Annotated in this window: 25 protein-coding genes and 1 tRNA gene; 14 read left to right on the top strand and 12 right to left on the bottom strand. The window is 63.0% G+C overall.

What is annotated here, in order from left to right; translation table 11 throughout:
- Nucleotides 1–38: 38 nt before the first annotated feature.
- On the bottom strand, nt 39–614 hold the full coding sequence (locus K289_RS0116025; protein ID WP_027552454.1) for a TetR/AcrR family transcriptional regulator: 576 nt from the start codon (nt 612–614) through the stop codon (nt 39–41).
- A 103-nt stretch (nt 615–717) separates the two neighbouring features.
- Between K289_RS0116025 and K289_RS0116020 the strand changes: the two genes are divergently transcribed.
- The gene (locus K289_RS0116020; RefSeq protein WP_027552453.1) at nt 718–1497 is read left to right on the top strand and encodes a crotonase/enoyl-CoA hydratase family protein; all 780 of its coding nucleotides are present in this window, start codon (nt 718–720) and stop codon (nt 1495–1497) included.
- Between the two features lie 205 nt (nt 1498–1702).
- On the top strand, nt 1703–3037 hold the full coding sequence (locus K289_RS0116015) for a hypothetical protein (protein ID WP_027552452.1): 1335 nt from the start codon (nt 1703–1705) through the stop codon (nt 3035–3037).
- 1111 nt (nt 3038–4148) lie between these two features.
- Here the strand turns inward: K289_RS0116015 and K289_RS51585 are convergent.
- Both K289_RS51585 and K289_RS0116000 read right to left on the bottom strand, forming a co-directional pair.
- On the bottom strand, nt 4149–4379 hold the full coding sequence (locus K289_RS51585) for a hypothetical protein (RefSeq protein ID WP_198024718.1): 231 nt from the start codon (nt 4377–4379) through the stop codon (nt 4149–4151).
- Nucleotides 4337–4425: transfer RNA gene (locus K289_RS0116000), tRNA-Leu, on the bottom strand. The genes K289_RS51585 and K289_RS0116000 overlap by 43 nt, the downstream gene beginning before the upstream one ends.
- A 174-nt stretch (nt 4426–4599) precedes the next feature.
- On the opposite strand from K289_RS0116000, the gene K289_RS0115995 reads away from it, so the two are divergent.
- Nucleotides 4600–5025 (top strand): hypothetical protein, encoded by a 426-nt coding sequence (locus K289_RS0115995; protein WP_027552450.1) that lies wholly within the window; start codon nt 4600–4602, stop codon nt 5023–5025.
- Nucleotides 5026–5047: 22 nt separating this feature from the next.
- Here the strand turns inward: K289_RS0115995 and K289_RS0115990 are convergent, their stop codons facing one another.
- Both K289_RS0115990 and K289_RS0115985 read right to left on the bottom strand, forming a co-directional pair.
- Nucleotides 5048–6250 carry an FAD-dependent monooxygenase gene (locus K289_RS0115990; RefSeq protein ID WP_027552449.1) on the bottom strand — a complete coding sequence of 401 codons (1203 nt, stop codon included), beginning with the start codon at nt 6248–6250 and terminating at the stop codon, nt 5048–5050.
- 18 nt (nt 6251–6268) lie between these two features.
- Complete coding sequence (locus tag K289_RS0115985; protein ID WP_027552448.1) at nt 6269–6514, bottom strand: zinc-finger domain-containing protein; 246 nt, start codon at nt 6512–6514, stop codon at nt 6269–6271.
- A gap of 290 nt (nt 6515–6804) precedes the next feature.
- Between K289_RS0115985 and K289_RS0115980 the strand changes: the two genes are divergently transcribed.
- Both K289_RS0115980 and K289_RS0115975 read left to right on the top strand, forming a co-directional pair.
- Nucleotides 6805–7941, top strand: coding sequence for a hypothetical protein (locus K289_RS0115980; protein WP_027552447.1), 1137 nt, complete (start codon nt 6805–6807; stop codon nt 7939–7941).
- 36 nt (nt 7942–7977) lie between these two features.
- The gene (locus tag K289_RS0115975) at nt 7978–8733 is read left to right on the top strand and encodes an alpha/beta fold hydrolase (RefSeq protein ID WP_027552446.1); all 756 of its coding nucleotides are present in this window, start codon (nt 7978–7980) and stop codon (nt 8731–8733) included.
- Here the strand turns inward: K289_RS0115975 and K289_RS0115970 are convergent.
- Nucleotides 8719–10095: a hypothetical protein gene (locus tag K289_RS0115970; protein ID WP_027552445.1), complete on the bottom strand. Its 1377-nt coding sequence runs from the start codon at nt 10093–10095 to the stop codon at nt 8719–8721. The two genes, K289_RS0115975 and K289_RS0115970, sit on opposite strands and share 15 nt — an antisense overlap.
- 275 nt (nt 10096–10370) lie before the next feature.
- Between K289_RS0115970 and cysE the strand changes: the two genes are divergently transcribed.
- Both cysE and K289_RS0115960 read left to right on the top strand, forming a co-directional pair.
- Nucleotides 10371–11195, top strand: a complete 825-nt coding sequence (cysE, locus tag K289_RS0115965; RefSeq protein ID WP_027552444.1) for a serine O-acetyltransferase — start codon at nt 10371–10373, stop codon at nt 11193–11195.
- A 121-nt stretch (nt 11196–11316) separates the two neighbouring features.
- The gene (locus K289_RS0115960) at nt 11317–11535 is read left to right on the top strand and encodes a DUF3126 family protein (RefSeq protein ID WP_007602550.1); all 219 of its coding nucleotides are present in this window, start codon (nt 11317–11319) and stop codon (nt 11533–11535) included.
- A 21-nt stretch (nt 11536–11556) separates the two neighbouring features.
- Here K289_RS0115960 and K289_RS0115955 read toward each other — a convergent pair whose 3' ends face one another.
- The 3 genes from K289_RS0115955 to K289_RS0115945 are packed head-to-tail and all read right to left on the bottom strand — an operon-like array spanning nt 11557 to nt 15298.
- Nucleotides 11557–12867, bottom strand: coding sequence for an FAD-dependent oxidoreductase (locus K289_RS0115955; RefSeq protein WP_027552443.1), 1311 nt, complete (start codon nt 12865–12867; stop codon nt 11557–11559).
- Complete coding sequence (locus tag K289_RS0115950; RefSeq protein WP_027552442.1) at nt 12864–13169, bottom strand: ferredoxin family protein; 306 nt, start codon at nt 13167–13169, stop codon at nt 12864–12866. The genes K289_RS0115955 and K289_RS0115950 overlap by 4 nt, the downstream gene beginning before the upstream one ends.
- Nucleotides 13170–13171: 2 nt before the next feature.
- Entirely contained in the window at nt 13172–15298 is a 2127-nt protein-coding gene (locus K289_RS0115945) for a molybdopterin-dependent oxidoreductase (RefSeq protein WP_027552441.1), read from the bottom strand.
- Nucleotides 15299–15490: 192 nt separating this feature from the next.
- Here K289_RS0115945 and K289_RS0115940 point away from each other — a divergent pair, with 192 nt between their 5' ends.
- Entirely contained in the window at nt 15491–16390 is a 900-nt protein-coding gene (locus K289_RS0115940; protein WP_245283937.1) for an AraC family transcriptional regulator, read from the top strand.
- Between the two features lie 17 nt (nt 16391–16407).
- Here the strand turns inward: K289_RS0115940 and K289_RS0115935 are convergent, their stop codons facing one another.
- Both K289_RS0115935 and K289_RS0115930 read right to left on the bottom strand, forming a co-directional pair.
- Nucleotides 16408–16671, bottom strand: coding sequence for a hypothetical protein (locus K289_RS0115935; protein ID WP_027552439.1), 264 nt, complete (start codon nt 16669–16671; stop codon nt 16408–16410).
- 182 nt (nt 16672–16853) lie between these two features.
- Entirely contained in the window at nt 16854–17651 is a 798-nt protein-coding gene (locus K289_RS0115930) for an SGNH/GDSL hydrolase family protein (RefSeq protein WP_245283936.1), read from the bottom strand.
- A 148-nt stretch (nt 17652–17799) separates the two neighbouring features.
- On the opposite strand from K289_RS0115930, the gene K289_RS0115925 reads away from it, so the two are divergent.
- From K289_RS0115925 to K289_RS53075, 5 genes are all read left to right on the top strand, one after another.
- Nucleotides 17800–19017, top strand: a complete 1218-nt coding sequence (locus K289_RS0115925; protein WP_156918003.1) for a hypothetical protein — start codon at nt 17800–17802, stop codon at nt 19015–19017.
- A gap of 5 nt (nt 19018–19022) precedes the next feature.
- The gene (locus tag K289_RS0115920; RefSeq protein WP_027552436.1) at nt 19023–19607 is read left to right on the top strand and encodes a protein-S-isoprenylcysteine O-methyltransferase; all 585 of its coding nucleotides are present in this window, start codon (nt 19023–19025) and stop codon (nt 19605–19607) included.
- Nucleotides 19608–19800: 193 nt separating this feature from the next.
- The gene (locus K289_RS0115915; RefSeq protein ID WP_027552435.1) at nt 19801–19992 is read left to right on the top strand and encodes a hypothetical protein; all 192 of its coding nucleotides are present in this window, start codon (nt 19801–19803) and stop codon (nt 19990–19992) included.
- Between the two features lie 90 nt (nt 19993–20082).
- On the top strand, nt 20083–20781 hold the full coding sequence (locus K289_RS0115910; protein WP_027552434.1) for a hypothetical protein: 699 nt from the start codon (nt 20083–20085) through the stop codon (nt 20779–20781).
- Between the two features lie 760 nt (nt 20782–21541).
- Nucleotides 21542–21988, top strand: a complete 447-nt coding sequence (locus tag K289_RS53075) for a Rap1a/Tai family immunity protein (RefSeq protein WP_371260821.1) — start codon at nt 21542–21544, stop codon at nt 21986–21988.
- Between the two features lie 408 nt (nt 21989–22396).
- On the opposite strand, the gene K289_RS0115900 is transcribed toward K289_RS53075, so the two are convergent.
- On the bottom strand, nt 22397–23458 hold the full coding sequence (locus tag K289_RS0115900; RefSeq protein WP_027552433.1) for an adenylate/guanylate cyclase domain-containing protein: 1062 nt from the start codon (nt 23456–23458) through the stop codon (nt 22397–22399).
- A 529-nt stretch (nt 23459–23987) separates the two neighbouring features.
- Between K289_RS0115900 and K289_RS0115895 the strand changes: the two genes are divergently transcribed.
- Nucleotides 23988–25586 carry an FAD-binding oxidoreductase gene (locus K289_RS0115895; RefSeq protein WP_245283935.1) on the top strand — a complete coding sequence of 533 codons (1599 nt, stop codon included), beginning with the start codon at nt 23988–23990 and terminating at the stop codon, nt 25584–25586.
- Nucleotides 25587–25604: the final 18 nt, after the last annotated feature.

Below are 25604 nucleotides of genomic sequence, written 5' to 3'. Positions count from 1 at the left end.
TGGTGAGCAGGCGCCAGCCATCGCATCTGCCCAGGCAATCAGCGTTGCGCGCCCTCCACGAGGCTCCGCGCCATCTGTCCCGCTGCCTCCACGTAATCGAGGTCGCGGTGGATCAGCATCACGGTCGTCGCGCCGTCGAGCAGGATCACGATCTGGCGCGCCAGGGCCGCGGCGCCGGGGATGTCCTCGCTGCGCAATTCCGTCTCGAGCCAGGCCTCGAAACGCTTCTTGTGCGCCGCGCCGGCCTTCACCGCCGGGTGGGCAGGCGTGTTGGCGAGTTCGGCAATGGTGCGCAGGAAGCCGCAGCCGCGCCATCGCGGCGTATCCACTGATCTGCCGAGCTTGATGAAGAGGCCGCGAACCTTGTCCGCCGCGCTTCCGTCGGTTTCCGCGAACCAGCGCCTGTAGAGGTCCAGCGTCGGCTGGTCCCGGGCCGCGATGGTGGCGGCGACGAGCTCGTCCTTGCTGGTGAAGTGATAATAGAGCGTCTTCTTGGTGACGCCGGCCTTCTCGGCGACCGCATCCATGCTCACCGCCTTGATGCCCTGGCCATAGAACAGCCGGGTCGCTGCAACGACGATCTGCTCCCGCGTCTTGTCACCGTCCCTGGGCATGGCGGTCAAAGTATACTGTCTAGTGAGTATACACAACGGCGCCGTTGTGGCTGATTGCCGGCGCCGCCGCGGCGGCTTGTTCGATCTAGAAGGAGCCTCCCACATGTCCGAATTGATTCTGTCGGAAACCCGGGGCGCCATCGCGCTCGTCACCCTGAACCGCCCGAACAAGCTCAATGCGCTGAGCTACGCGCTGATCGATCGGCTGATGGCGATCCTCGACCGCATCGAGGACGACGCGGGAATTCGTGCCGTCGTGCTGACGGGGGCGGGCGAGCGCGCCTTCTCCGCAGGGGCCGACATCGCAGAATTCTCCGAGAGCATCAAGGACGGGCCGGATGCGGCGGTGAAGGCGTTCGTCCGGCGCGGGCAGGGGATGACCGCGCGCATGGAAGCGTTTCCAAAGCCGATCATCGCCGCCGTCAACGGCCTCGCTTTCGGTGGCGGCTGCGAGATCACCGAAGCGGTGCATCTCGCCGTCGCCAGCGACCGAGCGATGTTCGCCAAGCCCGAGATCAACATCGGCATCACGCCGACATTCGGCGGCACGCAGCGCCTGCCACGGCTCGCGGGCCGGAAGACCGCGCTGGAGTACCTGCTGACCGGCGATCCGTTTCCGCCGCAACGCGCCTACGAGATGGGATTGGTCAACCGCATCGTGCCGCATCACCTGCTTCTCGAGACCGCCTTCGAGATGGCAGACCGCATCACGCGGCATTCGCGCCTTGCGGTCGCCCGGGTCATCACGGCCGTCACGCGAGGCCTGAATACGTCGATCGCCGAGGGCCTCGCCATCGAGGGTGAGCAGTTTGCGCGCATGGCGGCGACATCCGACACCCGCGAAGCGCTCGACGCCTGGTTGGCCGCCCGTTCCGCGAGGTAGCGCCGCCAAACGGCGATCGCGCTGGCCGTCCGGCCTCGCCGTGGAAACCTGGGATTCACCATGCCCGCCTAAAGCTGGGCGTCCGGCGGAGCCTGTTCGCCGGGCAGGATGAATCGGAAACGCATCCTCTTCATTGTGGCGGCTCGCTGATGAGGCGCGGCGTCGGCTGCGCCAAGCCAAACCAGGACAGGCAAGGTCTCCGAAGGTGTCTGATGTCTCCGGTGCAGCACGATGGTTCGGACCGTCGGCCGATCTCGGCGCGCCGCGCGCGCCGCCGCACGCGACCTGGCTTGCCTGCCTGATCGCGCTGGTCGCGCTTCTTGTGCTCGGCAATCTCGCCAACGACACCACGCTCGATGTGAAATACGGCTGGGATGTCCGCGTGAATTGCGCGGCGGTCGATGCCCATGTCGACGGGCTCGATCCCTATTTCGTCCGGAACCTGAAGGGCACCAGGCTCTCCTACCCCTATCTGCCGGTGACGCTGGACGCCTTCCGTCCGCTCTGCGCGCGCGGTTTTCTCGTCGGTCACTACAGGAGCGTCTATCTCGTCCTCGCCGTGCTCTGCGGCCTGCTGCTGCCGGGCCTGCGCGGAACGCGCGCGAGCCCGCGCGACGTTGCGCTCAGGGTTCTCTGTGCGCTCGGTGCGTTCGTCGGCTTCGAATGGGTGGCAGCCTCCGGGAATTTTGCGGTTCTGAGCGGCATGCTCACCGCGGTCGCGCTGGCGCTGCTGCTTCGTCCCGGTGCGCCTGACGTGCGCGATGATCAGGGCTTCGTCGCGCGCCTCGCGGGTGCTGCACTGCTCGGTCTCGTCATGTCGTTCAAGCTGGTGTTCTGTCCCGTGCTTGCGGCGCTCTATTTCCTGCCGCTGCCGCGCCGCCGGAAATTCATTCTGATTGCGGTCGCGGGCTTCAGCTTTGCATTGCCGATTCTGATCTCGATGCTGTTTTATCCGGACCTGTTTTCGAGCTGGCTGCTTGCGATCAAGGGACAGATTCCCAACCAGCACTCGGTCTATCTCGAGGAAACCAACCCGTCGCTGCTCCTGCTGGCGCGGAGCGTGATGGACAAGGTCGGGCTCGCCGACAGCCAGCCGGTCGTGTTCGCGACCTATGGGCTTGCTGCCCTCGCACTCCTGCTGGCACCGTTTGCCGTGTCGCTATTGCGCGCGATCGGGAAGGCTGGAGACGAATCGTTCCTGACGCGGCTCGATCGCTGGCTGATGGATCATCCGCATGCGGCCATGCGCGTCACCGTGCTCGCAATGTACGCCTTCTATCTCTGCTCGCCGCGGCTCAAGGAGTACGCCTTCTTCGAGCTGGCGCTCTACGCCGCCGTCCTCATCGTCGACCTTCCGGCGGCAATGCTCGCGGCCATGCTGACCGTCGCCATCGCCATTCCAACGCTGGCCTCGATCACGGGGAATGCGTTCGTCGACAGCTTTGGCCAGATCGCGGTCGCGATTCTCTGCTTCTGGATCCTGCTGTTGGACTTTTGCGCAGTGCCGAAGCGGCTCGCGCAGGAGGGCTCGCGTCCATGACCGGTCGCGTCGCAGCCTCTTCCACTGAGGCGGGGGCAGGGCCGCACGCGGCCGAGGCGCGGGAAACGGTCTGGCTGACCCGCTTCATCGCGGCCGTGGCGCTTCTCGTCGCCGTGGGCCTTGCGATCGATCTCGGCGCCACTAAAAATTTCGGCTGGGACGCGCGCGTGAACTGTGCCGCGGTGGACGCCCATCTCGCGGGCCTCGATCCCTATTTCGTCAAGAACCTGAAGGACACAGACCTCTCCTATCCCTATCTGCCGGTCACGCTGGACGCCTTCCGGCCGCTCTGCGCCGGCGGGTTTCTCGTCGCGCACTACAGGAGCATCTATCTCGTCCTCGCCGTGCTCTGTGCGCTTCTGCTGCCCGGCCTCGGCAACGGCCGTCCGGGCCCGCATGACATCGCGCTCAGAGTGGCTTTCGCGTTCGGCGGTTTCCTCGGCTTCGAATGGATCATGGCGACCGGCAATTTTGCCGTGCTGAGTGGCCTGCTCACGGCGACAGCGCTGGCGCTGCTGTTGCGCTCGGCGCGGTCCGAAGGAGAGGGCGCGTTCCTGCCGTTGCTTGCAGGCGCAGCCGTGCTCGGCCTCATCACCTCGTTCAAGCTGGTGTTCTTCCCGGTCCTGGCCGCGCTTTATTTCCTGCCGCAGCCGCGGCATCGCAAGCTGATCCTGATCGCGGTGGCAGCCGCCATGTTCGTCCTGCCGATCCTGATCTCGGCGACGCTTTACGCAAGCCTGTTTCCGAGCTGGCTCAGCGCGATCTCGGGCCATATCCCCGATCAGCATGCGCCGGGGAACGAGGTCAATCCGTCGCTGCTGTTCCTGGCGCTCACGCTCGCCGACCATTTCGCGCTCGCCGGCAGCAAGCCGGTCGTCGCCGTGCTCTATGCGTTCGCCGCCGTCACATTCGTGCTCGCGCCGCTCGCCGTATCGGTGTGGCGCATGGTCCGCGCCGAGAACCCGTCCGCAAAGGGCTCCCCACTGGCGATGCTCGACCGCTGGCTGATCGATCATCCGGGCATGGCGAAGCGCATCACCGTGCTCGCGATATACGCGCTCTATCTCTGCGCGCCCCGGCTGAAGGAGTATGCCTTCTTCGAGCTGGCGCTCTATGCCGCCGTCCTCGTCGTCGACCTTCCCGCAGCCGCGCTCGCGGCCGTGCTGACGGTCGCCATCGTCGCACCGACGTTGGCCTCGATCTTCGGCAATGCCTTCATGGGCGGCTTCGGCCAGCTCGCAACTGCGCTCGTCTGCTTCTGGATCCTGCTGCCGCGGCGGTCGGAGCCGTCAGGTCTCGTGGTGCGGGCAGCCGGGGTCGAACCGGCACAGCGCTTGCGCACCGAGGGATTTTAAGTCCCTTGCGTCTACCAATTCCGCCATGCCCGCTTGATCCAACGAGATCAAACACTTAAGTCCCTGTCCGGCCGTCTGGAATTGGCGTATCGCATGGCCGGGTGGGTGGTTCTTCCTTAAGCGAGGTGGCCGCGCAAGGCAAAGCCTCAATCCGGACATCTGTTGTTGCTTTAGGCATTCTCAATCCAAGGGGACTATTCATCCGGCATGTCTGCTTCGCTCCCAAATCGCCTGCGCGCCTGCGTCGCGCTCGCCGCGCTGCTTGCGGCCGGCCTCGCGCTGTCCGGCTGCGCCGGCATGAGCGACACGGTCTCTCCGGCCTTCGCCGACCCCGGCAAATACGAACTGTACGACTGCAAGCAGCTCCAGACCGAACGCACCTCGCTCGCCAAGCGCACTGCGGAATTGCAGCGCCTGATGGACAAGGCGGAGACCGGCGCCGGCGGCACGGTCGTAGCCGAGCTCGCCTATCGCAACGACTACGTCGCCGCGCGCGGCCAGTCGCATTTTGCGGAGGAGGCCTGGCAACGCAGCAAGTGCCGGGAAACGCCGCCGGACGCCACGCCGACCCCGTCTGGTCCGCAGCGGCCCGTCATCAAGCCCGCTCCGAACCGCAATAGCGCGGTTCGCTGAGACGCGGCGGCGCGCGCCATCCTCAGGGACGCCAGCCGTAGATCCAGTCCTGCCGCGCCAGCATGCGCTCCGGCCCGAGCGCGCGGATCGCAAGATCGCGCGCGATCGCGAGCGGGCCGGTGAAATGATAGATCCGGCCCTGCTGCCGCGCGGTCCGTTGCACCTTCTGGACGCGGGCCTGGCGCGCCCGCCCGTAACTCTTCAGCGCCGCGGCGACGCCGGCCGCGCTCTCGGTGGTATCGCCAGTCAAATGCCGGGCGAGCACGGCGGCATCCTCGATCGCCATGCCGGCGCCCTGGGCCGCGAACGGCAGCATCGCGTGCACGGCGTCGCCGAGCAGCGCAATCGGGCCTTTGCTCCAGCCGCAGCCCTCGGGCACGCCGAACAGCGCCCATTTGCGCCAGCTATCGACCGCGCCGAGCATCATCCGCGCAGACGACGGCCAGCGTGACCCGGCGAAGGCATCCATCACCTCGAGCGGATCGCCGGGCGTGCTCCAGCCCGGCCTGTTCCACGTTCCCGGCAGCACGGCGACCACGTTGATCTGACGTCCGCCGGCGATCGGATAGGCGACGAGGTGGGCATTCGGGCCCATCCAAAGCTGAACCCGGCGCGCGCTGTACTCCCTGGGGAGCTGCGTCGCCTCGAAGGTGCCGCGCCAGGCGATCAGCCCGGAGAAGCGCGGCTGGACCTCGGGAAACAGCTGCTTGCGCACCGTCGACCAGACGCCGTCGGCCCCGATCAGCGCGCTCGCCAGATCGCTGCGGCGGATCGTGCCGCTGCGATGGACGATGGTCAGTCCTTTGGCGTGGGGCGCCACGTCCTCGAAGGTCGCGCCCAGCTTCAGCTCGATATCCGGATGCTCGGAGACCGCTCCGGCGAGGGCCGATTGCAGATCGGCACGGTGCACCACCCAATAGGGGGCGCCGGCGCGCGCCGAGGCAACTTCGCCAAGCGGCATACGCAGCAATTCGCCGCCGGCGCGCGCGCTCATGACGCAGACCGCCTCCGGGGTCACGGCGCGCGGCTTCAGGCGATCCTCAAGGCCGAGTTCGACCAGCACGCGGCTCGCATTGGGTGAGAGCTGCAGGCCGGCGCCGACTTCTTCGAGCCGCTCGGTCTTTTCCAGCACGACAACGCGGAAGCCCCTGGCCGCGAGCGCAAGCGCTGCGGTCAATCCTCCGATTCCGGCTCCGGCAATGACAATTGTTCGGGAAAGGGCCACCCTGACCGATGAGACCGGTCAGGCCACCCTGTCCTTCAGGACGCATTCCGGCGGGCGGGCCTCGCCGGCCTTCAGGTCGGTCGCGAGGCGGTACAGCGTCGAGCAATACGGGCAGATGATCTCGTTGTCGTTGCCGAGGTCGAGGAAGACGTGCGGATGATCGAACGGAGGGTTGGCGCCCACGCACATGAACTCTTGCGAGCCGATCTCGATGACGGGGACGCCGGCATCGTTATGGAAGTGCGGGACGACATGGTCGGACATCGTAGTTCATCCTGGAGTGGCAACGGTCGCGGACACAATCACTGGTGACGCAGCGTCTTTGAACGCGGCGGACCATACTGGGGGGTGCAGATGATTGCTAGTCCAGCGGAACCGAATGTTCGCAACTACCCCATGCTCATTTGCTCATGCAAATTCGACACAATCTTGTCGCCCCGGAGAAGCCCTTCTTTCGTCGGGGACGTTGTGTCGCAAATCTGGCATACTATTTCTGTGGACGGGCACAATTCCGACGAAAGACGAACGATCAGGCGAGCGATCAGGCTGTGCGCATGAGGTGGCTACGAATCGGCACTGCTTTGACCGGCATCGCGGCGTGCGGCTTCGTGCTCGCGCAGGTGGCGCCGCATGCCCGCGAGGCCGGCGCGATTCTGGCCGCCCAGGACGATCCGGCCGTGCTGTCCGAACTCAAGCTCAACGAGCTTCTGCGGCAGAACGACCGCCTGGTGCAGGACAACATCGAAGCCGCGCTCGCAGCCGGCGACGCCGATCTTGCCAATAGCTTCGTCGAGCTGGCGCGGGACCGCAACATCGCGCTCTCCGACGACGTCCTGAACCGGGTGAGCGACGCGGTCAGGGACGAGAGTTCCACCACGCATTTCGCAAAACGGTTTGCAACCGGCCTCGTCACCGGCAGCGCCGAGGATGTCGCGAGCCTGTCGGGGACGGTGGCCGGCGATCTCCTCGTGATCGGCGACATCAGGGACGTCGTGCGCGAGGGCAAGCATCTCGCCATGGGCGAGGAGACCGATCGTCTCGTGCTCGGGCTCGCCGCCGCGGGCCTTGCCGTGACGGCCGCGACCTACGTGTCTGTCGGCGGAGTGGCGCCGGTGCGCGCCGGGCTGACGCTGGTCAAGGATGCCCGCAAGGTGGGGCGGCTCGGCGAAGGGCTCGCCGCATGGGCCGGCCGGTCCGCGCGCGAAGTCGTCGACACGCCGATGCTCCAGAACGCTGTCGCTTCCGGCTCGGTGCTGCGGCCGGGCGAGACCGTGAGCGCGATCAAGGCCGCGTTCCGCGCCGAGAAGGCCGGGGCGCTGGTCCGGCTTGGCAAGGACGTCACGCGCGTTGCCGAAAAGACCGGCGCGCGCGGCGCCATGGACAGCTTGCGCATCGCCGAAGGCCCGAAGGATGTGGCGCGCGCGGCGCGCCTTGCGGAAGCGCAAGGCGGCAAGACGCGCGCGATCATGAAGCTGCTCGGCCGCGGCGCACTGCTGCTCGCCGGCGGCGCGTTCGATCTCGCACTCTGGCTGTTCGGCGCGGCAATGACGTTGTTTGGGCTGTTGTCCTCGATCAAGGCGACGACGGAGCGTCTGACCCAGGCCTGGTGCGATCGCAGGCGGACGCGGAGGTTGCGCCAGGCGCAGGCCGCCGCTGAGACAGCTCTAGCGAGCACGGCCCTCAAGGCCTAAGATCAACTTTATCCCCCACAAGACGCGGAATATGCGATGCCGAGCTTCCACAACGGCGCAGTCGAAATTGCCTATCTCGACGAAGGCGAGGGCGATCCGATCTTCCTGCTGCACGGCTTTGCCTCGAGCAAGAACGTGAATTGGGTCTATCCGACCTGGGTCTCCGAGCTGCGCAAGAACGGCCGCCGCGTGATCGCGCTCGACAATCGCGGCCATGGCGAAAGCGCAAAGCTCTACGAACCCGCGCAATATTCGATACCGGCCATGGCCGGCGACGTGCTCGCGCTGATGGACCATCTCGCCATCCCGCAGGCCGACATCATGGGCTACTCGATGGGCGGGCGGATGACGGCCTGGCTCGGGCTCAACGAGCCGCAGCGGCTGCGTTCGGCGATCCTCGGCGGCATCGGCATCGGCGGCCTGATCGAGGGCACCGGGCCCGGCGAGAACGTGGCCAAGGCGCTGGAGGCGGCCTCGCTTGACGACGTCACCGACCCTGTGGGGCGTACCTTCCGCGCCTTCGCCGATCAGACCCGCTCCGACCGGCGGGCGCTCGCTGCCTGCCTGCGCGGCACTCGCGAGCTCATGACCAGGGACGAAGCCGCGCGGATCGATGTGCCCGTGCTGATCGCGGTCGGCAGCAATGACGAGGTCGCGGGCTCGGCCAGCGCGCTCGGCGCGATCATCGCCGGCGCGGAAGTGCTCGACATTCCGAACCGCGATCACATGCGCGCGGTCGGCGACAAGGTCTACAAGACCGGCGTGCTCGATTTCCTCTCACGCCGCGGCTGAGGTGTCGTCCGCCGGCTCGTCGTCGCCGAAATGGCGCGACAGCGCCATCAGCACCACGAAGGTCGCAAGCCACACCATCCGCGCGCCGTAGCGGTCGTGCGGGCCCGAGATCACGCCGCAGATGAACGCGTTGCCGAGCAGGGCCAGCGTCACGGTCGCGCCCAGCAACGTCAGGTCGTCGAGCCGGCGGTTCGCCAGTGCGTGCGCGAGCAGGCCGAGCAGCGCCAGCATCGAGAGCAGCGCGACCGGCACGTGCAGCCAGTTGACGTATTCGAAGTCGACGCCCCAATGCTGCTGGCGCGCGGCGCGCATCGGCGCAATCTGCGCCGGGATGTAGCGCTCGATGATGCCGTAGGTGTGGGGAATCCAGCCATTGGTGCCTTCGCCGGTCGCCACGTGCAGCATTTGCTGGCCCAGCGCTCTCAGGGCTGCGCCGGCCTGCCAGGCCGGATAGTCGGCGAGCGAATGCACGACGATGTAGCTCATCTCGTCGTTCATCCCTTCGAACCGGCCGAGCGTGTTGAACATGCTCTTGCCCCACAGGAACTCGTCGGCGGTCGCCGGCAGCTCATTGCGATAGGGACAGAGCCTGAAGCTTTCATGCGGGCAGTGGTCGCCCAGATAGCGCGCGACGATGCCGTCCTGCATCATGCGGCCGAAGGCGACGCCATAGCCGCCGGGCGTCCAGGCCCAATTGCCCGACAGCGCATGGTTGACCGACACCAGCATCAGGCCGCCCGCGACGAGCGTGAGGCTTGCCTGCGCCAGTCCCGCGAGCGGAAGGCGGCGCCCAAGCAACGGCCGCGCCAGCCAGCCGATGGCGCAGAGCCCGAGCAGCACGCCGAGCGTGGCGCTGTGGGTCGCGGCGGCAAAGGCGGTGAATCCGAACAGGAAAAGTCTTTCCAGGCCCGAAATCCGGCTTCTTCCGACGATCAGAAGGAACAGCGACAGCACCGACAGCCCGGCGAAGATGTCGGTGAGCAGCATGCTGGCAAGCCAGGGCAGGGCGGTCGACAGAATCAGGAGCAGGCTGATCGCGACGAAACGGAACGTCTGCATCAGGCCGAGCACGCGCAGCGTCAGCTGCAACAGCCACAGCGCCGCCAGCGACTGGGCGGCGAGGTTGATCCAGAAGCCAAAGCTCTCGCCGGAGTGCAGATAGAGTCCGAACACGGTGGAGCGGCTGGGGACGAGATAGCCCTCGTACCAGCGCGCGAGATAGCCGCCAGTATCCCATTGGAGCAGGGGATAGCCGTTCCAGAACGCCGGCGCGATCATGAGGAGGGGCAGCGCCACCGCGGCCAGCCGGAGCCAAAACGACCCCGCGGCGCGGGCGCGCAATATGTCGGTGGTGATGCTCAAGGACTCTCCCCGGTCGGACGGACCATGCCCGCAATAACCGTTGAGGCGGAATTCACCAATAGTTTGACGCGGCCCGGCTTGAATTTGGCGAAACTCTGACCACTTTGAGCCAACCTTGCCGCCTGGGGCGTCAGAATAAAGTATTGTGATTCAATACTTTGGTAGGCTTTTGCAGGTCAAGGCACTGTTCACTCTCAGGCAAGCCCGTCAGGACTTTGTCGCCTAAGCTGTGCTATAGACCCGTCAACACGAGCCAATTCGAAAGAGCAGATCCCATGGCAGTGCATCAGGTCAATCCGGGAGGAAAGCTCGCATCCCTCGATCCGATCTGGGATCGGATCCGGAGCGAAGCCGAGGACATCGTGCATCGCGAGCCGGAGCTTGCGACCTTCATCTATTCGACCGTGCTGCATCACAGTCGCCTCGAGGATTCGGTGGTGCACCGTCTCGCCGACCGGCTCGATCATTCCGCGCTCTCGGGCGATCTCGTGCGCCAGACCTACGACGAAGCGCTGCGCGACGATCCCGATCTCGGCAATGCGTTTCGCGCCGACCTCGTTGCCGTCTACGACCGCGATCCCGCGACCGCGCGCTTCATCGATCCCTTGCTCTACTTCAAGGGCTTCCACGCGATCCAGACCCATCGCCTCGCGCACTGGCTCTGGCTGAAGGGCCGCAAGGATTTCGCGTTCTATCTCCAGAGCCGCGCCTCGGCGGTGTTCCAGACCGACATCAATCCCGCCGCGCGCATCGGCCGCGGCATCTTCCTCGACCACGCCACCGGCTTCGTCTGCGGCGAGACCGCTGTCATCGAGGACGACGTCTCGATCCTGCACGGCGTCACGCTCGGTGGCACCGGCAAGGAGAACGAGGACCGTCATCCAAAAATCCGTCACGGCGTCATGATCGGCGCGGGCGCAAAAATCCTCGGCAACATCGAGGTCGGGCATTGCGCGCGCATCGCCGCGGGCTCGGTCGTGGTGAAGCCGGTGCCGCACAACGTCACGGTCGCCGGCGTTCCCGCCAAGATCGTCGGCGAGGCCGGCTGCGCCGAGCCGTCGCGCACCATGGATCAGATGATCAACGCGATGGGACTCTGATGTCGCGCGGGGCGGATTTTTTCCGCCCCGATCGTCCCCAAAATTCTCGGGAATTCATGCTGGCGGTTCGTCGCGTCTCGTCCTAAAACCCGCCAACCCAGATTTCGATTGGAGACTTGCCGTGGACGTCAAAGAAGTGAGGAAGCTCGACGCGTATCTGAAGCGCGTATTCGGCAATCCCAAGATTCGCGTCGTGCCGCGTCCGAAGAAGGACGACTCCGCCGAGGTCTATATCGGCGAGGAGTTCATCGGCGTGCTCTTCGTCGATGACGAGGACGATGATCGCTCGTTCCAGTTCCAGATGGCGATCCTCGAGGACGATCTCGTCGACCAGGAATAGAGCCGCTGCGGCTCCTCGGAGTCACGCATCCATCGCGGCGAGCATGTCGGGGATCGTGACGAATTTCTCCCGCGGCTTGCCGAGCAGCGCTCCCCGGCGTTTCTCGGCCGCGTCGATCGCGGTCCAATCCGGATAGCTCACGATGCGTGTGACGCGGCCGGCGAGGCGAGCAAGCAGTGCATCGGGAGTGTCCGGGCGCGGACGTCGATCGGCAAGATCGGCCAGGACGGCCTCTGCGGTCGCGATCCCGCAGCCGCGATTGGTGCCGATCGTGCCATTCGGTCCGCGCTTGCTCCATCCACAGACATAGAGGCCGTCAATCACCGTACGGCCGATCGCGACGCGTCCGTCGACGTTGGCATGAACGCCGCGATGCGCGTCATAGGGAACACCGGCGACAGGGGCCGTCTTGCGGCCAACGCTGCTGAACACGAGGCCGCATGCGATGTCCTCGGCGGTTTCCGACCGATGCCTGAACGAGATCGTCTCCACCCGGCCTCGTCCCTTGATTGCGACGGGCGATAGACCAAACCGAAAAACACAGCGCCGCGGCTTCGTCGTGGCCGGCTGCGAAAACGCGCGCAGCAGCGACAGCTTTTCGACCAGCTCCGGGTCATCGGGGCGTTGCGGCTCGAAGTCGTCGGGCGTGACATCGCGCCCGTCGACCGACGTGTCGGCTTCGCCCAGTTCTAGAAAGTCGCGCAATTCCTTCGCGGTGAATTTGGCCTGTGCCGGCCCGCCGCGGCCGACGACGTAGATCCTGCGAATTCTGCTTTCCGCCAGAATCTCGAGCGCATGGCGCGCAATGTCGGTCTGGCGCAGCTCGTCGGCCGTCTTGGCGAGAATGCGCGCAACGTCGAGAGCGACGTTGCCGTGACCGATCACGATCGCTGCCTCATGACCAAGATCGAACCGCAGGTCGGCAAATGCAGGATGCCCGTTGTACCAGGCGACGAAGTCGCCTGCAGTGTGGCTTCCCGGCAGTGCTTCGCCCGGAATACCCAGGGGCCGGCTCAGTTCGGCGCCGGTCGCGAGGACAACGGCGTCATAGGCGTTGCGCAATTCGTCGACCGTGAGATCGTCTCCGACCGTGACGCCGCCGATGAAGCGAAATCCGGGCATGGCGGCGATGCGGTCGAAGGCCGTCGCGACCTGCTTGAGTTTTGGATGGTCGGGGGCAACGCCGAACCGCACCAGCCCATAGGGCACGGGAAGCCGTTCGAACATACCGACGGTCAGCGGTGCGCCCGACCGCAACAATGCTTCGGCCGTATAGAAGCCGCTTGGTCCGCTGCCGATGACGGCGACGTGGTGTTGAGCGGGGCCCGTCATCGGCCCAGTGCGACCTTGCGTTCGTCGGCGCCCGGCAGAGGTGGCAGGCGCGCGCTGATGACGGGAGTTTCAGTCGCGCGCTTGCGGTTGACGTCGATCCAGAACTTCTTGTCGGCCGCCAGGCGATAGTCGGGCTCGATCGCGCCGACAGGGCAGGCCGGCGCACAGCCGCCGCAGTCGATGCAATTCTCCGGATCGATATAGGTCATGGTGTCGTCGACGTGGAAGCACTCCACGGGGCAGACGGTGACGCATTCGGTGTATCGACAGCCGCGGCAATTGTCGGTGACCACATATGTCATCGTCAGGCTCCGCTCACCTGGACAAGGATGTCGGAGAATGTCGGGGCCCGGCCGAGGTCGGCGAAGGCAGGCGGCGTCAGCACGTGAACTGTCGCGCCTTTGCGATTGGAGCGCTGCCAGTAGCCGGACGGTGCCACCACGACCCCCGGCATGATGTCCGGTGAAACGGTCGCAAAGGCCTCGAACGAGCCGCGATCATTGAAGACGCGAATGGGTGCGCCCGCGACGATCCCGCGCTGTGCCGCGTCGCCCGGATTGAGGAGCACCGCCTGTTCCTCGCCGGCCTGGGCGGTCTGGGCGGGCAGGTTGCCGTAATTCGAGTTCAGGAAGGCATGGCTTTTCGGGGAGATCAGGCTGAGCGGATATCGTGTCGCCAGCGCTGGCGCCGTGCGCGCGTTCTCGTTCGGCGGAATGTAGCGGGGAAGGGGATCGACTGGTGCGGCGTCCTGGTCGCCGTTGTAGCCCTGTCGGAACAGCGGCACCACGAAGTTTCCGCCGCCGGCAATCGTCGACTTGAATTCGCACTTGCCCGAGGCTGTCGGAAAATTACCCTCGCGATGCGGCGCCCAGTCGGCGGGTGCGGGCATGTTGAGGCGCACGTAGCCCTTGGTTATGACGTCGCCCAGCGTGATGCCCTGCAAGACCGGGTTGCTCCAGTCGAGCGAGCTTTCGATGATCTCGTCGTCGCTCCGGAAGAAGGCCGGATCGGTGATACCCATCGCACGCGCGAGCCGGCGGAAGAGCTCGGTGTTGGAGACGGCTTCGCCAAGCGGCTCAATCGCCTTATTGTTGTAGGACAAATAGAGGTGTCCCCAGGAGAACATGATGTCCTTCTGCTCGAGCTGTGTGGTCGCAGGCAGAACGATGTCGGCATATCTGGCGGTGTCCGTCAGGAAGTGCTCGCTGACGACAGTGAAGAGATCCTCCCGCGCGAGACCCGTTTCGAGCTTGCCCTGTTCGGTCACCATCGCCATCGGATTGGCGTTGTAGACGAACAGCGCCTTGATCGGCGGGTCGAAGCCGAGTTCTCCCGTCAGCGCCGGTCCGAGGCGCCACGAATTGAGGACGCGCATCTTCTCCGGCTGCAGCTCGGGACGCATCAGCACGTCCCATCTGACGGGGAACGCCCAGATCGGAAGCTGGAGCAGGCCGCCACCGACATGCTTCCAAGCGCCGATCAGTCCGGGAAGACAGGCGATCGCGCGCACGGTCTGGCCGCCGCCGGCGTGCCGTTCCACGGCCACGCCGATCCGCACGACGGCCGGCGGCGTCGTGGCATATTCCCTGGCCAGCTTGATGATGTCGTCGACGGGAATGCCGGTTTCCTGCGAGGCGAATTCGGGTGTATAGCCTGATGCTCGCTCCGCCAGCTCGTCGTAGCCGACCGTGTATTTGTCGATGTAGTCACGATCGACCAGGTTCTCCCTGATGATGACATGGATCATCGCGAGCGCGAGCGCAGCGTCAGTGCCGGGCCGGATCGGAATATGCCAGTCGGCGAGTCGCGCGGTGCGGGTCCGGACGGGATCGATGACCACGAGCTTGGCGCCGGCCTTCTTCGCCTGCTCGATGAACGGCCAATGGTGCGAGTTCGTGCTCAGCGTATTGCAGGCCCAGAGGATGATGTATTTCGAATGCACGAAGCTCTCGGGATCGACGCCCGGCGTGTGTCCGATCGTCATCATGTAGGCCGTGCATGAGGCGGAGTCGCAGAACGTGCGCTCGAGAACCGTCGCGCCGAGCTTGTTGAAGAGGGGATCGCCGACGTTCAGCCCGTTGATGATGCCCTGCGTGCCCAGATAGCTGTAGGGTAGGATCGCCTGCGCGCCGTGCTCGGCGATAACAGATGTCCAGCGCGAGGCGATGGTCTCGACGGCCTCGTCCCAGGAAATCCGTTGAAACTGGCCGGAGCCTTTGGGGCCAACCCGCTTCAAGGGATGGAGGATGCGCTTGTCGCTGTAGACGCGCTCCTCGTAATTGTTGACCTTCACGCACAGCCGTCCACGCGTGAACGGATGATCGGGATTGCCGCGGACGGCAATGGCCTTGCCATCTTCGACCGTGGTCAGGATGGAGCAGGTGTCCGGGCAATCGTGGGGGCAGGCGCCAACTACCGTGGTCCGGGCCATGGGTCTCTCCGCTTCCTGATTCAAGACAGCGAAGGATGCGGCGGTCAGGCTCGGCCTGGCTTTTCAAAATGTGCGGTGTTGTTTTCCCGGACTGCTCTCGGCTGATGGACGCACGGCCGGATCTCTGGCATGCTAATGCTGGACCCGGCAATACCTTTTTACCCACATCGCGCTATCTGGCGGAGATTGACGATGGGTATGCTTGGCAACTCTGTCGATAAATATGTTACCGGCAGAATGCTCCAGACGTCGAACGACCGGCGATGGTCGCATCTCCTCGCCGAGCGATGGAGCCATGAGCCGGGTGATCTGCCGCCGCAATTGCCGCGCGACACCGAGATCGCAATCCTGCTGCGTGGCAGCTCGGTCGTCGATCGGGAAGGCGCAGGAATGCGGCAGCGCACCTTTGGCAGGAAGGGCACAGTGTGGCTTTGCCCGGCCGGCATCCGCGAAGACTTCATCCGCGTCGAGAACCAGATGCAGGAATGCCTGCATCTCTTTCTTCCCGGCAAGCCGTTCGACGACACCATGCTCAGGGATCTCGACATCGACCCCTCGGGAGTCTCGATCCGCTACGAGACCATCGATCAGGACATGTTCATCGAGCACGTCGCGGACCGGATCCTGAAGGAGCTTGCGCAGGAAACCTCGACCGGCCGGCTTTTGATCGAAAGCCTCGGGCGCGCGTTATCGGCTCATCTGGTCCACGCCTACTCGGCGACAGCAGTCAGGTTGAAGCAGTCCATTGCCGGTCAGAGGCCGCTCGACGCCAAGCGGCTGTCGCGCGTGACGGAATTCATCGACGCATCGGTCGAGCGCGATTTCTCGGTCAAGGATCTGGCATCGGTGGCGTGCATGAGCCCGGCGCATTTCTCCCGCAGCTTCAAGGCGGCCACGGGTGCGGCACCACACGAATATGTCAGCCGCCAGCGTCTCGACCTCGCCAAGCGGTTGCTGTCCACCAGCGATCGCCCGCTGGTCGACATCGCCTATGCTGCCGGATTCTCATCGCAAGCGAATTTCAACCGCGCCTTCCGAAAGGCCGTGGGCACGACGCCAAGCCTTTACCGCGCGCAGAAGCTCCGCGACTGACGCGGCGGGTTGTTGATCTAGCTACTTGCGCGGTTTTCCCTGGAGCGAGACCATAAATGACCGATCAGTGATAGGGTTATGGCGGCCACAATTATTGGGAGCCAAATCGCCGTGGTTATGATGAACAACGAAGTGATGAGCAGACGTCCAAAGACCGATTCGCTGACTGGATGCTTAAGACGAGCGAAATAGGCGTAGGCGATGAAAATGGTGGCTGGCACCATCCACGCGGCGACAAGCACCAGCAACAGGTCAATGAGTTGGCTGGCATAATGGTGCATGAGCGCACCTCCTGACAACGTCGGAGCGAATTGCTGTCACCGCTGCGAGAGCTGCGATAATCGTCGAGGAGAATTGGTCTTTGTTCGTGTTGGCGGGCATCTGGACGCTCGGCGCCCGCTGTCCCGGCCGGTGCCCAAACTCATAGGAATCTGCAGCCTTCGATTCGCCTGAGCTGGGGCTCTCAACGCGCACCGTTTGAAATGGCTCGGGCAAGGGCTCGTCCAATGCAATCATAACCATCAGAGGTGTTGTGTAGTCCGTCCCACGTTACGAGCGTGCTCTGCACGACGCCGGCATTGATCGAGTTCCGCATCAGCGTGAAACGAGAGAACAGCCCGACCCGTTCCTGCTTCGCGACATCGGCGATGATGTTCTCCATCGTTGAGTAGCCTGCTGAAGCGAGCACCTGGGGTGCATATTGCAGGTCCATCAACACGACGTCGGCAGATCCTGCCTTGAGCGCTCTCACTCCTTCGAGAACGTGACTCTTGAGTCCTTGGTCCGGCCGGCCACCCCATGCGACGTCATTGGTGCCCAGCTGCCATATGACGAGATCAGGAGCGTACGCGAAAACGTCGCGTTCGAAACGTGCGATGTTATTCGGAATCGTATCGCCGACTCGGCCGCTATTGATGACCTTGATCGTGGCGTTCGATCTAAGTCTCAAGAGCTCGCGGCGCATCACCTCGGGATATGTGGCCGCCGATCTAAGCATCCACAGTCCCACCGTCGAGGATGATCCGATTGCTACAATCTTGAGCGGCTCACCAGATTTGAAACGGGCCGCGGTGCGGGGCAATTGTGCACCCAGCGAGACGTCCCGATTTGCCGCCAGGCATCTCTCTGCAGAAGGCATCTCCTCTTGCGCGTGAGAGGGCGCTCCGCCAGACGATCCGACAAGCATCGCCGCGCCGATCGACGCTATTCGAGCGGCCCTAGACAGGATAGCGGAATGGGTACAGAAGGCAAAATAGGTCAATACGGGTTCCCCCAACGCTGGTCGATTATCTCTTGACAGGCGTTCGCTAGGTCTTTGCTATTACAGATGGATTCACGCGTGCGCGATGAGTAGCATGAGAAATTCGCGGACAGAAGTTGTCTCGGGTGACATTATGCCCGGAGCGCCCGTGGCGAAGCGCCTGGTGTTTCATGTTGGCGGCTACGATCCAATCACGCCATCTGCCAGCCCGCAACGACGCTTTGTGCGCGAAATTGAAAGGTTCCAGCGCACCTGGTCAGTGGAAGCGATCGTTGACGATTTGCGCGACAGCGCGGATCAGAGCCGGTGGAATGTGACGACCACTGGCCCCAATTGGCAGGTCGAAACCGACTATCATTTGGTTCGATGGGACGACGTTATCGACCGCTTTAGCCGTCGAAGCATCGCTTCACGAATTCCTCTCGGCCTCCTTGCCTTTCTCGAATTTGTTTCGGCCGGCACCCTTTGGCGTTACTTGCAGTCCAACTGGCGCTACGCATTTTTCTTTCTCTATCCATTCGTCATGTTCGGAGTGCTCACCGCGGCCGCCGTCTTGATTGGCGTGTTGGCATTCAGAATCACCTCGTCAATCCCGGTTGCCATCGGTGGAGGTCTTTTCGGCTTCGCAGCCGTATTGGCGGGCCCGTGGCGCTGGCTGAACCTGGGCAACCTGTTCGACGATTGGATTTTCTCTCGCGAGTATATTCGACGCGGGAATTCGGAAATCGAGCAGAGGCTGGACAGGTTGGCCGCCGAGCTCGTGAATGCGGCGAACAACTCCGCCGCAGACGAAATTTTGGTCATTGGGCACAGTCTTGGCGCCGTACTTGCGGTTGATCTGCTTGACCGTGCCTTGAAGCTGGACCCTGCGCTCGGTCGGGACAAAATTCCCGTCACGTTCTTGAGCGTCGGATCATCCATACTCAAGATCGGCTTGCACCCGAAGGCAATACGCTTTCGCACGACGGTGGAACGCGTCGCCAAGTCGCGCGCGATCTTCTGGGGCGACTATCAGGCCCTCGTCGACCCGTTGAACTTTTACAAGAGCCGGCCGATGGGCGATATGGGCCTGTCGATAGAGAATGAGGCGACCGTCAGGGTCGTGAAACTTAGTCGAATGCTTGACCACGAGATCTATCAACGCATCCGCTTCAATTTCTTCCGCTTGCACTGCCAGTTCGTGAGTGGAAACGATCGGCGAACATCGTACGATTACTTTATGCTCACATGCGGACCTGTTTCGGCCAAATCGCAGACGCTCGCCCCAGATGGCGCCCTTTCGATGATCGGGGACGACGGTGCGTGTATTGTCGGCGCGCGGCCGGCTGAAAACACGCTGCTGACCAGTCCGGGCGCGGCAGCCTGATTCAAATGACGCCAGCTATTTCCAAGATCATATTCGTTGGGTTGGCGGTCGCCTGGTACCTTATACGTTACAAGTACGCGCGGCGCTCCCGCCGCGAAAAGGTTGTGTCGAGCGCCCGCGGCCCCCTGGAAACCGCGCTACTGCTCATATCTCTTTCGGGGCTTGGACTTGTGCCGCTCCTCTACGTAGCGACAGGAATACCTCGTTTCGCAGCTTACAGCTTCCACCCCGCGTTGGCTTGGCTGGGGTCTTTCTTTGCGATCGCGGCTTTGGGCATGTTTTATCTGACACACCGTGCACTCGGCCGGAATTGGTCGGTAAGTCTCGATGTGCGGGAGAACCATCGACTCGTGACGGAAGGGATTTACCGCAGGGTTCGGCACCCGATGTACTCGGCATTTTGGCTCTGGGCTGTTGCCCAGGCGTTGCTGCTGCCAAACTGGATCGCCGGGTTCGCGGGCCTTGTCGGTTTTGGGATTCTGTTCTTCGGCCGCATCGGAAGGGAAGAGCGGCTGATGTTGGAAACCTTTGGCGACAGCTATCGGGCGTACATGGCACGGACGGGCCGGATCTTCCCGTCGATACGCTGAAGCGGGGTTCCGACATCGGGTCCTGAGGAACCGGCCAGACCAAAATTCGTGCCATTTTCGCAACATCCGAAGGAAAACGGCTGCCGGGGCTGCAGGTTCCTGCGTCTATTTGTTGCTACCGCTGCGAGCGTCAGGTTACCTGTTGTTGGGTGAATTCCATCTGATCCCGATTCATACGTGGGGAGAGACTTTGATGTTGAAGTTCGTGATCCTGGGCGTCGCTACTCTAGCTTTCGTGGGAACGGCGGCTGCCGCCGACCTCCCGCGGCCGCAGCCTCAGCCGGTGGCTGCACCGGTCGGCAAATATCCCATGGGTAAATATCCCGTCGGCAAGAGCCCGGTCGGCAAATACCCGGTTGCGGCCCCGGTAGTGACCAAGGGTTGATCCGATTATCCATTCGGGCGCGGGGCGGCGTCCGTTTGGGATAGTTGGACTGACTATGACGTCCTGTCTTTGATCCACGGGGATTCGAAGATGCTTGGGGTGGCTCGGAAATATCCAAGTCTGCAACGTTGTGCCGGGGCCGCGATACTCGCGGCCTCGGTGAGCTTGGCGGCCGGGAGCAGTAGCGCACAACAGCTCGCGGCGCACTCCGACCAGCAACAGGACGCTCTGCCCAGATCGGCGGCGAAGCATGCCGGGAGCATGGCTGCTGTTGCGCCCAGTGCCACGCCGGCCAGATCCGATGCAAAGCCGGCTCAAAGAACCGCGGCCAGAGGTCCCTACTACGTCGATTTTCGGGCCCGCACGGCAGCAACCTACGGTCATGCGTTCGTCTGGTACGGAAAGACGAGCGAAAAGTCGGTCGAGGTCGCGGGTTTGGCCCCGGCTGGTGACACGCTGCCGTATCTCTTGGGACACATCATGTTTGTTCCCTCTGAGACAGGGGCGAGCTATGGCGATCTTGACGAGCAATATTTGACGGCGAGCTATCGTGTCTATTTGAGCGAGGCTGACGCCAAGAAGGTCTTTGCTTATATCAAGCATCTGCAGGAGACCTCGCCGTTGTGGAATGCGGCAACCACTAACTGCACCGCTTTTATCGGCCGTATAGCGACTTTTATGGGCCTGAAGGCCCCGTTCCATCTGTTAAAGCCTGAGGCCTACGTAAACGAGCTCAGAGAGCTGAATGGTGGACGAAAAACGGTGCAGCTCGAGCCCGATCGAGGCTAGATCCCTCAGTATTGAGTTCATCCAGTTTTCCTTGCCGTCTGGGCAGGTGCGTGGACTTCGAGTTCAAGCGAGTGCCGTCCTTCAACGAAGCGTGGCTCAATGCGGCTGGCATTCGTGTGCTGCCTCACCTGATTAAAGAACAGGCCGTGAGATCGTGTACATGTTCGTGGCGCACCGCGGCGAGGCAACTCTAGGCTGGTGTTAGGAACCGTTCGAAGAACGAGTCCCGCTCGGCGCAGTTGAGGAAGGTCCGCCAAGACGGTCCGTGCGCTTCGGGAAGGCCGTCACGGCGCGATGCACGGTCTCCAGCACTTGTGAGACAAAGGTCACCGACAGGCAATTCTTGATTCTGCTTCGAGACTGAGCATCGACATCAATCGATCAATGGGCCTCGCGTACGCTGCAGATGATAGACGCACTCCGGGATCCGTCTGTAGTGCATTAAAATTTCGCACAACGGATGCGCCGGATCGAACTTGTGCCATCGGTGCACTGATGGCTGCCCGTGGTTGGCCCGCGATCATGATCGCGGCGCGGCCGACCTTCGCGCGCGTCACGGCGCGTGAGCTGCGTGCTCAAGCCGACAAAGCGCTCTTCGCGAAGTGATGATGCGTCCTGGTTAGCGTCCTCTGCATTTGGGACGATGGATCAGACCTTTCTTTTGAGCTAAGCCATCCAAGCCGCCTGGAACGGCGCGGGCGGCCGCTCCATTGCGGCAAATGAAGTGCATGCAAGCTATTGCGCCGGTTCGGGGACACCAATGCGGGTCTATATCGTTGTTGCAGGCCTAGTTCTTTCGGTCATCGGAAAGGGAAGCGCCACGGTTGTCGATAAGGGAAACGATCTGAAGAGATCTTGCCAGCTACTTGTTCAGAACTCGTTTCGCGATCAGGACGAAGCCCGGTCCGCCGGCGCATGTGAGGGAATGATCGAGACTGCGATGATCTTTTCACCCAATCTGCCGGCTAACGTCCGTGCATGTCCCCCGGCGCAAGGTAGCCCTTTGCAGAGTGCCAAGGTCCTCCTGCGGTACGTTGATGGCAATCCGGATCGAGTGAGCGAACCGGGGATTACCCTTGCTCTCGAGGCACTCAGAGATGCTTGGCCTTGCCATGGGGACGACGCCGGTGGGCCGAGATCAAAAAAGCGTGCGCCGACAAAATCAATAAAGCCTACACCGCCTGCGAGCAGTGGGAACAGTGAGTGATAAACCGCGCTGAGTGGGCGAGGTGACCATTCGCATGGCGACGGCGAGCACGAAAGTTTGAGGGAGGCGCAATCGAGGGCAAGTTCGTAGCGCATGATTCGAGCCCCCAGTTTGGGGGGAGGGTGAATCACAGGAGTTCGGCCAAATGCAACGCTCTTGGCCCGGCCCCGGTGCGGCGCTAACGGGCAGAAGCGGACATAAACCTGCCGACACATCCCGCTGAATCCCTCGAAAATGCCCCGTTGGAGAAGTGTCAGGTCTTCCGCTTTCCCTTCGAACTCGGGCCAGTCTTGGCGATTTCAGATCAAGACGGGCAGGCCAACCCCCTTAGGCCGGAACAGCTACAGCGCAATTTGCTGGCGATCGCCAGCTTGCCGCGTGCGTTGATTTCCTGTCGTGGGTCAAGCTCTAAGCGCTTTGCTGGATCGCGTGCGCTTCGATCGGCTCGTGCCGTCCCCGCAGCGCGATGGTCTCACCCTTGCCGACGACGAGATCGGCCGGGATCGTCAGGTGACGTAGCAGGTCGGCCGAGACGACGAGATGCTGACTGGCCTGCTTGCAATATTCGCACAGTCGCGCCGTGACGTTCATGGTGTCGCCAAAAAGGGCGAGTTGACGCTTCGCGCTGCCGCATTCGCTCACGATCACCGGGCCGCAATGCAGCGCGGCGCGGAATTGCGGCACGACGGCGAACGCGCGCTGATAATCGGCCGCGAGGCCGGCCATCGTACGGTCGATTGCAGCGAAGCACCGCAAGCACCGCGCATTGCGCGCACCGTCAGCATCGAGCGGCCAGGTCACGATCACCTCATCGCCGACATAAGCATGCACCGCCCCGCCATGCGCCGTGATCGACGTCTCGATGTCAAAGAAGAAGCGCGTGATCAGGTCGTGCACCTTGAGCTCGCCCATAGCTTCGGCAAGCTGCGTCGAATCGGCAAGATCGAGGAACATGACGATCAGCTGCTCGCGCTTCGGACGATGATAGGTGCCGAGAGCGATGTTGGCGAGCATCGGTGTCCCGATCATGCGGCTGGCCTCGGCGAAGGCGCCGATCACGAACGAGATGATGAGCCCGATCACGATGATCCACGGTAGGGTGCCTGTGAACCATTCCAGTTTGAACCAGCGCAGCCCATAGGGCTCGGCGTACAATGCGAACTGCAGGGCGACGCCGACGATGACGATGACGATCGTCATAAGCAGCGAGCGAACGATCAGTTCACCGAGCAATGGTAGCCGCCGGAGCGCACGGCCGAGCAACGAACCGGCGTTCGGGCCAAGCATATTCTGCACGGTCCACCCGGCGAGCGCGATTCCGACGCCATGCACGCCACTGCGAAGGTAGTTCGCAAGCTCACGCTCGTCGGTATCGTTGCTGAAGAAGCGATAGCCGATCCCGGCAGCAAATCCGATGGCTGCGACAAGGGTGGCGGGCACGAGACGCCGGCGGCGCATTGAGTCTGCCATGAGGTCACCTCCGCGACACCTGGGATGACGCTCTCCCCGGCGCTGTCAACACCTTAGTCGAGAACACTCGGTTTTTTCTTGAAGTCTGTTTCTGGCCCCTGAGCTGATCTCCGCTCGACGGTCCGGAAAGCCCGCTTCGGACCATGTCCGACGGCTGAGGTCGGCCTTTGACCCAAGTCAGATATATAGTCAGACGTAACGGTCCTTGTCGCTACTCGTTTTCTCTGCTTCAATTTCTCACAGTTCCATTCCGAAAATGCCCGGCCCGTCAGGGTCTCTCTCGCAGTTCGACCTCTCTGATGAGGGCTCGACGATGGATAGACGCACATTCCTAAAAGGAGCGGCCGCGAGTGGCCTAGGTTCACTTGGTGAAGCGATGCAATCGGTCGCCGGCGCTCTCGCGGCGACGCCATTTGCTAGGGTGCGACCGGGCGACGCCGCTTGGCCGTCCCAAGCCCGTTGGAATGGTCTCTTCAATGCTGTCGGCGGCCGGCTAGTCAAGCTCGACGACCCTCTAGCGTCATGCCGCGTGGCACCCGACAGCATCGCATGCCAATCTTTCTTCAAGGAAATGCGTAACCCCTATTTCATCAGCGAAAACCCAACGCTTACGGAGACTTCTGGCTGGGTAGATGCATGGACGTCGAAACCAAGCGCCTACGCCATCAAGGTGCAGTCGACAGCCGACGTGGTTGCGGCGGTCAACTTCGCGCGGGAAAACAATCTGCGGCTCGTTATCAAGGGTGGCGGTCATAGCTATCAGGGTACATCGGACGCGTCGGACTCACTGCTGATCTGGACGCGCGAAATGAGTGGCATCACGCTGCACGATGCTTTCGTTCCGGTTGGCTGCGACGCCACGCATGCTCCACAACCGGCGGTCACCGTAGAGACCGGGGCGCGTTGGCTTGCCGTCTATGATGCGGTAACGACACGAGGCGGGCGGTATGTACAGGGCGGTGGCTGCACGACCGTAGGTGTCGCAGGGTTCATTCATGGTGGCGGGTTTGGCAGCTTCTCCAAGAAGTATGGGTTGGGCGCGGCCGGTCTGCTGCAAGCCGAAATCGTGACGGCGGATGGCGGAGTGCTCGTGCTGAATGCCTGCAACCACCCCGACTTGTTCTGGGCGGTGAAGGGCGGCGGCGGTGGCGCCTTTGGCGTGCTCACTAAGCTTACATTGCGAACACGCGACCTTCCAACCACGTTTGGGCTCGTATTGGGCACAATAAGGGCCGCGTCCGACACCGCTTTTCGCGGCCTCATTGCCCATACGCTATCGTTCTACGCGGACAAGTTGTTTAATCCGCATTGGGGGGAGCAGATCGTCTTCGGCAAGGACAATACCGTCCGGATCATGATGGTATTTCAGGGGCTCGACCGAGCCAGCACTGAAGGTATGTGGGCGCCCTTTACCTCGGCACTGAGGTCAATGGAGGGTGTCTCGATGGAGAGCCCTTTGTCGATCTTTTCTACGCCGGCGCAACACTTCTGGGACGCCGAATACCTACGCAAACTTCCTGGCTTGACCATGCAGGACGATCGGCCCGGTGCGCCTCTCGAAAACATTTTTTATGCCGGAGACAGCGGGCAGGTCGGCTTCTTCATCCACGGCTACAAGTCGGCCTGGCTACCCAAATCGCTGCTGCAGGAAGGCGAACGACAAAAACTCGCCGAGGCGGTCTTCTCTGCAACTCGACACTGGCCGGTTCAATTTCACTTCAACAAGGGATTGGCGGGAGCCGCAACAGAAGAGCTCGATGCCGCGCGCGACACGGCCATGAACCCCCAAGTGCTAGATGCGTTTGCGCTCGTTATTATTGCTGGCCACTCGCCGCCGGCGTTTCCTAACATCCCGGGTCATGAACCGGATCTGACGTTGGCACGCGCCAACGCAGAGGCCATCGGGCACGCATACGACGCTCTTTTGACGATCGCGCCTGGCGCGGGCTCTTATGTCTCGGAGTCCGATTTTTTCGATCCGAATTGGAAAGCTGGATATTGGGGGCCAAATTTCGATCGTTTGGCCGCCGTCAAGAAGCGCTACGACCCCGAGGGGCTGTTCTTCACCCATCACGGTGTCGGGAGTGATGGCTGGAGCGTCGACGGATTCACACGCCTTCGGACGTAGTTGACAGGGGCGACTGCC

It is taken from the genome of Bradyrhizobium sp. Cp5.3 (assembly GCF_000426265.1).
GTDB lineage: Bacteria > Pseudomonadota > Alphaproteobacteria > Rhizobiales > Xanthobacteraceae > Bradyrhizobium > Bradyrhizobium neotropicale.
This window is presented reverse-complemented; position numbering and strand designations above follow the sequence as displayed.

What these genes read in the sequence shown, in the direction of transcription:
- K289_RS0115950 (WP_027552442.1), bottom strand. Translation starts at nt 13,169, where the DNA reads ATGACATATGTGGTCACCGACAATTGCCGCGGCTGTCGATACACCGAA.
- K289_RS0115995 (WP_027552450.1), top strand. Translation starts at nt 4,600, where the DNA reads ATGTCTGCTTCGCTCCCAAATCGCCTGCGCGCCTGCGTCGCGCTCGCC.
- K289_RS0115945 (WP_027552441.1), bottom strand. Translation starts at nt 15,298, where the DNA reads ATGGCCCGGACCACGGTAGTTGGCGCCTGCCCCCACGATTGCCCGGAC.
- cysE (WP_027552444.1), top strand. Translation starts at nt 10,371, where the DNA reads ATGGCAGTGCATCAGGTCAATCCGGGAGGAAAGCTCGCATCCCTCGAT.
- K289_RS0115975 (WP_027552446.1), top strand. Translation starts at nt 7,978, where the DNA reads ATGCCGAGCTTCCACAACGGCGCAGTCGAAATTGCCTATCTCGACGAA.
- K289_RS53075 (WP_371260821.1), top strand. Translation starts at nt 21,542, where the DNA reads ATGCGGGTCTATATCGTTGTTGCAGGCCTAGTTCTTTCGGTCATCGGA.
- K289_RS0115915 (WP_027552435.1), top strand. Translation starts at nt 19,801, where the DNA reads ATGTTGAAGTTCGTGATCCTGGGCGTCGCTACTCTAGCTTTCGTGGGA.
- K289_RS0115900 (WP_027552433.1), bottom strand. Translation starts at nt 23,458, where the DNA reads ATGGCAGACTCAATGCGCCGCCGGCGTCTCGTGCCCGCCACCCTTGTC.
- K289_RS0115955 (WP_027552443.1), bottom strand. Translation starts at nt 12,867, where the DNA reads ATGACGGGCCCCGCTCAACACCACGTCGCCGTCATCGGCAGCGGACCA.
- K289_RS0115935 (WP_027552439.1), bottom strand. Translation starts at nt 16,671, where the DNA reads ATGCACCATTATGCCAGCCAACTCATTGACCTGTTGCTGGTGCTTGTC.
- K289_RS0115940 (WP_245283937.1), top strand. Translation starts at nt 15,491, where the DNA reads ATGGGTATGCTTGGCAACTCTGTCGATAAATATGTTACCGGCAGAATG.
- K289_RS0116020 (WP_027552453.1), top strand. Translation starts at nt 718, where the DNA reads ATGTCCGAATTGATTCTGTCGGAAACCCGGGGCGCCATCGCGCTCGTC.
- K289_RS0115920 (WP_027552436.1), top strand. Translation starts at nt 19,023, where the DNA reads ATGACGCCAGCTATTTCCAAGATCATATTCGTTGGGTTGGCGGTCGCC.
- K289_RS0116025 (WP_027552454.1), bottom strand. Translation starts at nt 614, where the DNA reads ATGCCCAGGGACGGTGACAAGACGCGGGAGCAGATCGTCGTTGCAGCG.
- K289_RS0115985 (WP_027552448.1), bottom strand. Translation starts at nt 6,514, where the DNA reads ATGTCCGACCATGTCGTCCCGCACTTCCATAACGATGCCGGCGTCCCC.
- K289_RS0115980 (WP_027552447.1), top strand. Translation starts at nt 6,805, where the DNA reads ATGAGGTGGCTACGAATCGGCACTGCTTTGACCGGCATCGCGGCGTGC.
- K289_RS0115910 (WP_027552434.1), top strand. Translation starts at nt 20,083, where the DNA reads ATGCTTGGGGTGGCTCGGAAATATCCAAGTCTGCAACGTTGTGCCGGG.